Source organism: Aeromonas sp. PrichA-15 (genome assembly GCF_017939245.1).
GTDB classification, from domain to species: Bacteria; Pseudomonadota; Gammaproteobacteria; order Enterobacterales; family Aeromonadaceae; genus Aeromonas; species Aeromonas caviae.
Genome location: NZ_JAGKRH010000100.1, coordinates 20,830 through 29,301, shown reverse-complemented (window position 1 = coordinate 29,301; position 8,472 = coordinate 20,830). Strand labels below are relative to the sequence as shown.

Annotated in this window: 5 protein-coding genes and 3 pseudogenes; 7 read left to right on the top strand and 1 reads right to left on the bottom strand. The window is 61.5% G+C overall.

Annotation, left to right across the window (positions count from 1 at the left end; all coding sequences use genetic code 11):
* Positions 1–82, bottom strand: a pseudogene (locus J9889_RS13660) (IS6 family transposase); the annotation flags it as partial.
* Positions 83–147: 65 nt separating this feature from the next.
* On the opposite strand from J9889_RS13660, the pseudogene J9889_RS13655 reads away from it, so the two are divergent.
* From J9889_RS13655 to J9889_RS13625, 7 genes and pseudogenes are all read left to right on the top strand, one after another.
* Positions 148–369, top strand: a pseudogene (locus J9889_RS13655) (tyrosine-type recombinase/integrase); the annotation flags it as partial.
* Positions 370–664: 295 nt separating this feature from the next.
* The gene (locus J9889_RS13650) at positions 665–1,225 is read left to right on the top strand and encodes a recombinase family protein (RefSeq protein ID WP_003055107.1); all 561 of its coding nucleotides are present in this window, start codon (positions 665–667) and stop codon (positions 1,223–1,225) included.
* Between the two features lie 2 nt (positions 1,226–1,227).
* Positions 1,228–4,197: a Tn3 family transposase gene (locus J9889_RS13645; RefSeq protein ID WP_210557027.1), complete on the top strand. Its 2,970-nt coding sequence runs from the start codon at positions 1,228–1,230 to the stop codon at positions 4,195–4,197.
* Positions 4,198–4,229: 32 nt separating this feature from the next.
* Positions 4,230–4,424, top strand: a pseudogene (locus tag J9889_RS13640) (IS1595 family transposase); the annotation flags it as partial.
* An 87-nt stretch (positions 4,425–4,511) separates the two neighbouring features.
* Positions 4,512–5,156 (top strand): paraquat-inducible protein A, encoded by a 645-nt coding sequence (locus tag J9889_RS13635; protein WP_010674754.1) that lies wholly within the window; start codon positions 4,512–4,514, stop codon positions 5,154–5,156.
* Positions 5,134–5,742 carry a paraquat-inducible protein A gene (locus J9889_RS13630; RefSeq protein ID WP_010674753.1) on the top strand — a complete coding sequence of 203 codons (609 nt, stop codon included), beginning with the start codon at positions 5,134–5,136 and terminating at the stop codon, positions 5,740–5,742. Before J9889_RS13635 ends, J9889_RS13630 begins: the two co-directional genes overlap by 23 nt.
* 51 nt (positions 5,743–5,793) lie before the next feature.
* On the top strand, positions 5,794–8,346 hold the full coding sequence (locus J9889_RS13625; protein WP_041205787.1) for an MlaD family protein: 2,553 nt from the start codon (positions 5,794–5,796) through the stop codon (positions 8,344–8,346).
* Positions 8,347–8,472: the final 126 nt, after the last annotated feature.

Genomic DNA, 8,472 nt, shown 5'->3' with positions numbered 1-8,472 from the left:
AACTGATGCCGTATTTGCAGTACCAGCGTACGGCCCACAGAATGATGTCACGCTGAAAATGCCGGCCTTTGAATGGGTTCATGTGCAGCTCCATCAGCAAAAGGGGATGATAAGTTTATCACCACCGACTATTTGCAACAGTGCCCCGTAGAACAAGCAGGCATCACGAAGCCCGCCACACCGCACACCCTCCGCCACTCGTTCGCGACGGCCTTGCTCCGCAGCGGTTACGACATTCGAACCGTGCAGGATCTGCTCGGCCATTCCGACGTCTCTACGACGATGATTTACACGCATGTGCTGAAAGTTGGCGGTGCCGGAGTGCGCTCACCGCTTGATGCGCTGCCGCCCCTCACTAGTGAGAGGTAGGGCAGCGCAAGTCAATCCTGGCGGATTCACTACCCCTGCGCGAAGGCCATCGGTGCCGCATCGAACGGCCGGTTGCGGAAAGTCCTCCCTGCGTCCGCTGATGGCCGGCAGCAGCCCGTCGTTGCCTGATGGATCCAACCCCTCCGCTGCTATAGTGCAGTCGGCTTCTGACGTTCAGTGCAGCCGTCTTCTGAAAACGACAGCAACGTCAGAATAGAGTTAACTTTTGTGTTTCTTGACACCTGCGGCGAAAGGTCATAGATTTCTTCCTGACACTTTCGTATTTGGAGGTATCTTGCAGGGTCAACGCATCGGCTACGTCCGGGTCAGCAGCTTCGACCAGAACCCGGAGCGGCAACTGGAGCATGTCGAAGTCGGCAGGGTGTTCACCGACAAGGCGTCGGGCAAGGACACCCAGCGGCCCGAGCTTGATTCGCTGCTGGCCTTCGTGCGCGAAGGCGACACCGTGGTGGTTCACAGCATGGATCGCTTGGCGCGCAACCTCGATGACTTGCGCCGCCTCGTACAAAAGCTGACCAAGCGCGGCGTGCGCATCGAGTTCGTCAAGGAAAGCCTGACCTTCACCGGCGAGGATTCACCGATGGCGAACCTGATGCTGTCGGTCATGGGGGCATTCGCCGAATTCGAGCGGGCCTTGATCCGTGAGCGGCAGCGCGAAGGCATCGCGCTCGCTAAGCAACGCGGAGCCTACCGAGGTCGAAAGAAGTCTCTGAGCGGTGAACAGATTGCTGAACTGAAACGGCGCGTCACGGCGGGCGAGCAAAAAGCGAAGCTGGCCCGTGAATTTGGTGTCAGCCGGGAGACCCTGTATCAATACTTGAAATTGGATCAATAAATATGCCTCGTCGTTCCATACTGTCCGCCGCCGAGCGGGAAAGCCTGTTGGCGTTGCCGGACACCAAGGACGACCTAATTCGACATTACACGTTCAGCGATACCGATCTCTCCATCATCCGCCAGCAGCGCGGGCCTGCGAATCGCTTGGGCTTTGCCGTGCAGCTCTGCTACCTGCGCTTTCCCGGAATCTTCCTTGGTGTCGATCAGGCGCCGTCTTTGCCCCTACTGAAACTGGTCGCCGACCAGCTCAAGGTCGGCGTCGAAAGCTGGGACGACTACGGGCAGCGGGAGCAGACCCGGCGCGAGCACCTGGTCGAGCTGCAAACGGTGTTTGGCTTCCAGCCGTTCACCATGAGCCACTACCGGCAGGCCGTGCACACGCTGACCGACCTGGCCATGCAAACCGACAAAGGCATCGTGCTGGCTAGCACCTTGGTTGAGCATCTGCGGCGACAGTCGATCATCCTGCCCGCGCTCAACGCCATCGAGCGCGCTAGCGCCGAGGCCATCACTCGCGCCAACCGGCGCATCTATGACGCCTTGGCCGAACCACTGTCGGACACGCATCGCCGCCGCCTCGACGATCTGCTCAGGCGCCGGGACAACGGCAAGACGACCTGGCTGGCCTGGCTGCGCCAGTCGCCGGTTAAACCGAACTCGCGGCACATGCTGGAACACATCGAACGCCTCAAGGCGTGGCAGGCGCTCGATCTGCCTTCCGGTATCGAGCGGTCGGTGCACCAGAACCGCCTGCTCAAGATCGCCCGTGAGGGTGGCCAGATGACGCCCGCCGACTTAGCCAAGTTCGAGCCGCAACGGCGCTACGCCACCCTCGTGGCGCTGGCCATCGAGGGCATGGCCACGGTCACCGACGAAATCATCGACTTGCACGACCGCATCCTGGGCAAGCTGTTCAACGCCGCCAAAAACAAGCATCAGCAGCAGTTTCAGGCATCCGGCAAGGCGATCAACGCCAAGGTGCGGCTGTTCGGGCGCATCGGCCAGGCGCTGATCGAGGCCAAGCAAGCTGGCCGCGATCCGTTCGCCGCCATCGAGGCCGTCATGTCCTGGGATGCCTTCGCCGAAAGCGTCACCGAGGCGCAGAAGCTCGCTCAGCCCGATGACTTCGATTTCCTGCACCGCATCGGCGAAAGTTACGCCACCTTGCGCCGCTACGCGCCGGAATTCCTTGCCGTGCTCAAGCTGCGGGCCGCACCCGCCGCCAAGAACGTGCTCGATGCCATCGAGGTACTGCGTGGCATGAACACCGACAACGCCCGCAAAGTGCCTGCCGATGCCCCGACCGACTTCATCAAGCCGCGCTGGCAGAAGCTGGTGATGACTGACGCGGGTATCGACCGGCGCTACTACGAGCTGTGCGCGCTGTCCGAGCTGAAGAACTCGCTGCGCTCGGGCGACATCTGGGTGCAGGGATCGCGCCAGTTCAAGGACTTCGAGGACTACCTGGTGCCGCCCGCGAAGTTCGCCAGCCTCAAGCAGTCCAGCGCATTGCCGCTGGCCGTGGCCACCGACTGCGACCAGTACCTGCACGACCGCCTGACGCTGCTTGAAGCGCAGCTTGCCACGGTCAACCGCATGGCAGCGGCCAACGACCTGCCGAATGCGATCATCACCGAGTCGGGCCTGAAGATCACGCCGCTGGATGCGGCGGTACCCGACACCGCGCAGGCGCTGATCGACCAGACAGCCATGATCCTGCCACACGTCAAGATCACCGAACTGCTGCTCGAAGTCGATGAGTGGACGGGCTTCACCCGCCACTTCACGCACCTGAAATCGGGCGATCTGGCCAAGGACAAAAATCTGCTGTTGACCACCATCCTGGCCGACGCGATCAACCTGGGCCTGACCAAGATGGCCGAGTCCTGCCCCGGCACGACCTACGCCAAGCTCGCCTGGCTACAAGCCTGGCATACCCGCGACGAAACCTATTCGACAGCGCTGGCCGAGTTGGTGAACGCCCAATTCCGGCATCCCTTCGCCGAACACTGGGGCGACGGCACCACGTCATCGTCGGACGGCCAGAACTTCCGAACCGGGAGCAAGGCCGAGAGTACCGGTCACATCAACCCGAAATATGGCAGCAGCCCTGGGCGAACCTTCTACACCCATATATCCGACCAGTACGCGCCGTTCCACACCAAGGTGGTCAATGTCGGCGTGCGCGACTCGACCTATGTACTTGACGGCCTGCTGTACCACGAGTCCGACCTGCGCATCGAGGAACACTACACCGACACGGCAGGCTTCACCGATCACGTCTTTGCCCTGATGCATCTCCTGGGCTTCCGCTTTGCGCCGCGCATCCGTGACCTGGGCGACACCAAGCTGTTCATCCCCAAGGGGGATACCGCCTATGACGCGCTCAAACCGATGATTAGCAGCGACAGGCTGAACATCAAGGCTATTCGTGCCCACTGGGATGAAATTCTGCGGCTGGCGACCTCGATCAAGCAGGGCACGGTGACAGCCTCGCTGATGCTTCGGAAACTCGGCAGCTATCCGCGCCAGAACGGCTTAGCCATCGCCCTGCGCGAGCTGGGGCGCATCGAACGCACGCTGTTCATCCTGGACTGGTTGCAAAGCGTGGAGCTGCGCCGCCGCGTCCACGCTGGACTGAACAAGGGCGAAGCGCGCAACGCGCTGGCCCGCGCCGTATTCTTCAACCGTCTGGGCGAAATCCGCGACCGCAGCTTCGAGCAGCAGCGCTACCGGGCCAGCGGCCTCAACCTGGTGACGGCGGCCGTCGTGTTGTGGAACACGGTCTATCTGGAGCGCGCAGCACATGCGTTGCGTGGCAACGGGCATGCTGTCGATGACGCGCTATTGCAATACCTGTCGCCGCTCGGCTGGGAACACATCAACCTGACCGGCGATTACCTCTGGCGCAGCAGCGCCAAGATCGGCGCGGGCAAGTTCAGGCCGCTACGACCGTTGCAACCGGCTTAGCGTGCTTTATTTTCCGTTTTCTGAGGCGACCCCATATCCAGCATGTAAACGGATATCACCGTCGGTTGAAAGAGTGGATGGAGCGGTTCCATGGGGTAGCGACCCACTATCTGAGAAATTATCTGGGTTGGCGAAGGATGTTGGAGCGCTACGGGCGGGAAGTGAATGTACCACGTTGCTTGCATGAGGCGCTGGGGCGCCCCATGCAACACGTAATTGGGACATAGCCTTTTCAAAGGGGGGTGTGCAGCGCGGCAAGACAGGGCAGGCGTTTTAAGGTAAATTTCATCAATTCCTTCAACAGGTTGAATCGTATGTCGGATCCGCACTCGGTGATTGTCTGTCCGGCCTGTGACTTGCTGATCGAACGCAAGTTGCTGCCGCTGCGCCGTCACGCCCATTGCCCCCGCTGTCATCAGCATCTGTATGGGCGCTATGCCTTTCGCCCTTCCCAGTTGATGGCGCTGACCATCACCGGATTCCTGTTGCTGCCTTCCGCGTTTTTTGAGCCTTTGATCTATCTTCGTCTGGCGGGCGTGAACTCGGACGCCAACCTGATCAAGGGGATTATGATGCTGTATGCCGAGAGCGAGCTCTGGGTGGCAACACTGGTGCTCTGGTGCGCCGTGCTGGCACCGACAGGGCTGCTGCTCGGGATCTTTGCCCTCGCCTCCGGCCTGGCCAAGCGCTGGCATCTGCTGGCGTGGACCCTCAAAGCGGTCGAGGTATTTCGTCACTGGGCCATGCTGGAGGTGTACATCGTCAGCCTGCTGGTCGCCCTGTTCAAGCTTATCGACATCGCCGACGTGCGCCTGGGAGGCGGTCTGCTGAGCCTGGGTTGTCTGATGCTGCTCAACATGACGCTGCTGATCCTCTTTGACCCTGCCCCTTACTGGGAGCGGATTCCGCTGCAACATGCCTCCCGGGAGCCGGACCATGTCCCCGATCAGCGCCCGTGAACTGGGGCTTTGCCGCTGCCATACCTGCGGGTTGCTGGTGCGCCATCAACACGGCATGAGCTGCCCTCGTTGTCACACTCCCTTGCAGATGCGCATTCCCCATTCCCTCGCCTGGTCATGGGGCCTGCTGGCGCTGGCCACCTTCATGTTATTGCCTGCAAACCTGCTGCCCATCACCCACTTCTACAACAAGGGATTATTGCAGTCCGATACCATTTTCAGCGGTATCATGGCGCTCTATCGCAGCAAGATGTCCGGCATCGCCACCATAGTACTGACCGCGAGCATCATTGTGCCCATCGGCAAGATCCTGGGTCTTGGCTGGATCTGCTGGCAGTTGCAGCGCAGCAAGCCGGTGCGCCGCAAACGCCAGCTCGTCATGTACCGCATCATCGATTTCATCGGACGCTGGTCCATGCTGGACCTGTTCGTCATCTCGCTGATGGTGGCCCTGGTGGATCGCGGCGTGCTGCTCAACGTGCGTGCCGGCCCCGGGGCGACGGCATTCGCCGGCGTGGTGGTGCTCACCATGATGTCGGCCAGGATGCTCGATACCCGCCTGTTGTGGGACAAGGCGGCCCGTTAATGTTTTTTGTGTCGAACGTGCTGTGCATCACAGCCAATGTAAGGAGTCGGTATGGTCGGGGCTGAGCCCGTCATTGAGAAGCACCGCTGGTTATCCCCGGTCTGGTTGCTGCCCTTCATCGCCCTCTTGCTGGCGGGAGGCTTTCTCTACCAGCAGTGGACGAGCAGTGGTCAACTCATTCGCATCAACTTTGCCCAGGGCAACGGTATCTTGCCGGGCAAGACCCAGTTGCGCTATCAGGGGGTCGCCATCGGCGTGGTCCAGGAGCTGGAACTGGCACAGGATGGTCGCAAGATTGCGGTGCTGGCCAAGGTGGACAGCCGTGCCCGCTCCCTCATACGCAAGGGCTCCGACTTCTGGCTGGTGAGTCCCAAGGCGTCACTGACCGAGATCTCCGGCCTGGACACCCTGGTGTCCGGCAACTACATCAACCTGCAACCCGGACGGGAGAACAACCCGCTGGAGGATGAGTTCGATGCCCTGGATGGCCCTCCCCCCGGTTATCAGGCCCAAGGGCGCACCCTGCACCTGACAGCCGATTCTCTGGGGTCGGTGGGCATCGGCGCCAAGATCTATTTCCGCGGGCTGGAGGTGGGCAGTGTCATCAACACCCGTCTTGGGGAAGAGAACCAGAACGTGATCCTGGATCTGGTGATCGAGCCGCGCTTCGAGCACCTCGTCAAGGCGGATACTCGCTTCTGGAACATCAGCGGCATCAAGGGCTCCTTCAGCCTGGCTGGCGTCAGCGTGGAGGCGGGCAGCCTCACCTCCATCCTGAGCGGTGGCATTGCGTTTGACTCCCCCAAGGATTCTCCCGTGGCGCAAAAGGGGGTCAACTTCATCCTCTACAAGGGGCTGGCCGAGGCCGCCCGGGGTGAGCGCATCACCATCCAGGCTGGGACTCTGCCCATCAAGGAAGGGATGCCCATCCTCTATGAGGGCATCGAGATTGGACGAGTCGACCCTATTCGCCTCACCGAACAGGGACGGAGCGTGACGGCCCTCATCAACCCCGAACAGGCGTTCCGGGTGACCGGCAAGAGTCGTCTGGTGTGGGAGACGGTCTCTCTCTCCCCTGCCGGGATCAAGCACGCGGATCGCCTGCTGGCCGGGCCCGCCATTCGCCTGGACTATGAACCCGGTAAACGGGTCAACACCATGACCCTGGAGAGCCAGGCACAGCGCGGCGGCATCAAGCTGACCCTGCAGGCAGAGGATCTCGCCGGTTTGAGCGAAGGGGCTCCGCTCTGGTTCAAGGGGTTACAGATAGGTCAGCTCGGGGCACTGACCCTGGATGCCGGCGGCAATGCCAGTGTCGAGTTGCTGGTGAACGAGCGTTATCGCCATCTGCTGCAACGGGCTCGCTTCTATCGCGCCGCCCCCTTGCAGGTGGAGGCGGACCTCAGCGGTATCAAGGTGGAGACCAGCCCGGCCAGTGCCTGGTTGGCGGGGGGCATCAAGCTGGTACAGGCTGCGAAGGGTGACAGGATTGACCGACTCTACCCCAGCCAGGAGCTAGCCCTGCTTGGGAGCCGCCATGCCAAAGCGGTCAGCTGGACGCTGCGTGCCGCTCAGGCTGATGGTATCGGTGTGGGCTCCCCCGTCCTCTACCTGGGACTGGAAGCGGGCAAGGTCAAGGCGCTGGATGCCGATGATCGCGGTGTGGCCATCACCCTGGAGATCGATGCCATCTATGCTCCTTTGCTCAAGCAGCAACCCCAGTTCTGGAAGAAGGCCGCCATCGACGGCAAGATCCGGCTCGATGGCGTGCAGGTCAAGATGGGGAACCTCGCCACCCTGCTGCGTGGTGCCATCGAATTCGACAAGCTGGGGACAGGTCGCAGCAGTCATCAGCTCTTTGACAGCAAGGAGCAGGCAAGCTCCCAGGTGCGTACCCTCACGCTCACGGCGGATCACAACCCGGGTCTCGGGGTTGGCAGCCCCATCCGCTATCGCGGAGTGGACATCGGCAAAGTAGAGCAGGTGGAACTGGACCCGACCCTGGGCCAGGTAAGCTTCAAGGCCGAACTGAATGAGCAATATGCCGCGCGTTTCCTGCAATCCGGGGCACGCTATGCCCTGGTGCAGGCCAAGGTCGGGCTGGGGGGGGTTGCCCACCTCGATACCCTGATCAAGGGGGCCTTTGTGGAGGCGACACCGGGCCGGGGGGCTGGCAAGGAGACCTTCCCCTTGAGCCAGAGTGGCCCCGCCGGTCTTGCCCTGACCCTCAAGAGCCCCTCCGTCGATGGCATCAGCGTGGGCAGCCCCCTGCTGTTTCGCAAGATGGTGGTGGGCAGCGTCACCGGCGTGACCCTGGCCCGGGATGGCAGTGAGGTACTGATCGATGTGAATGTGGATGGACAGTACGCCCATCTGATACGCGCCAATAGCCGCTTCTGGAATGTCTCCGGGGTCAAGGCCGATATCGGGCTGACCGGTGGCACCATCGAGGTCGAAACGGTGCAAAGCCTGCTGGCAGGCGGGATTGCCTTCAATACGCCGGAGCGGGAAATGGGCGCGACCGTCAAGGCGGGCCATCGTTATCCGCTTCATGCCAAGGCAGAGAAAGAGTGGCTGGAGTGGAGCCCCCGCATCTTGCCCTGAGTTATTCCCCTGTTCGTCAAAAACCGGCCTTGTGCCGGTTTTTTTATGGCCTCATGGACTCCCCCATCAAGAAGGGCCGCGCACTGTGGTAAGATGTCGCCCCTCATTTTGGGTCAGCGAGATTGC

What these genes read in the sequence shown, in the direction of transcription:
- J9889_RS13645 (WP_210557027.1), top strand. Translation starts at nt 1,228, where the DNA reads ATGCCTCGTCGTTCCATACTGTCCGCCGCCGAGCGGGAAAGCCTGTTG.
- J9889_RS13625 (WP_041205787.1), top strand. Translation starts at nt 5,794, where the DNA reads ATGGTCGGGGCTGAGCCCGTCATTGAGAAGCACCGCTGGTTATCCCCG.
- J9889_RS13630 (WP_010674753.1), top strand. Translation starts at nt 5,134, where the DNA reads ATGTCCCCGATCAGCGCCCGTGAACTGGGGCTTTGCCGCTGCCATACC.
- J9889_RS13635 (WP_010674754.1), top strand. Translation starts at nt 4,512, where the DNA reads ATGTCGGATCCGCACTCGGTGATTGTCTGTCCGGCCTGTGACTTGCTG.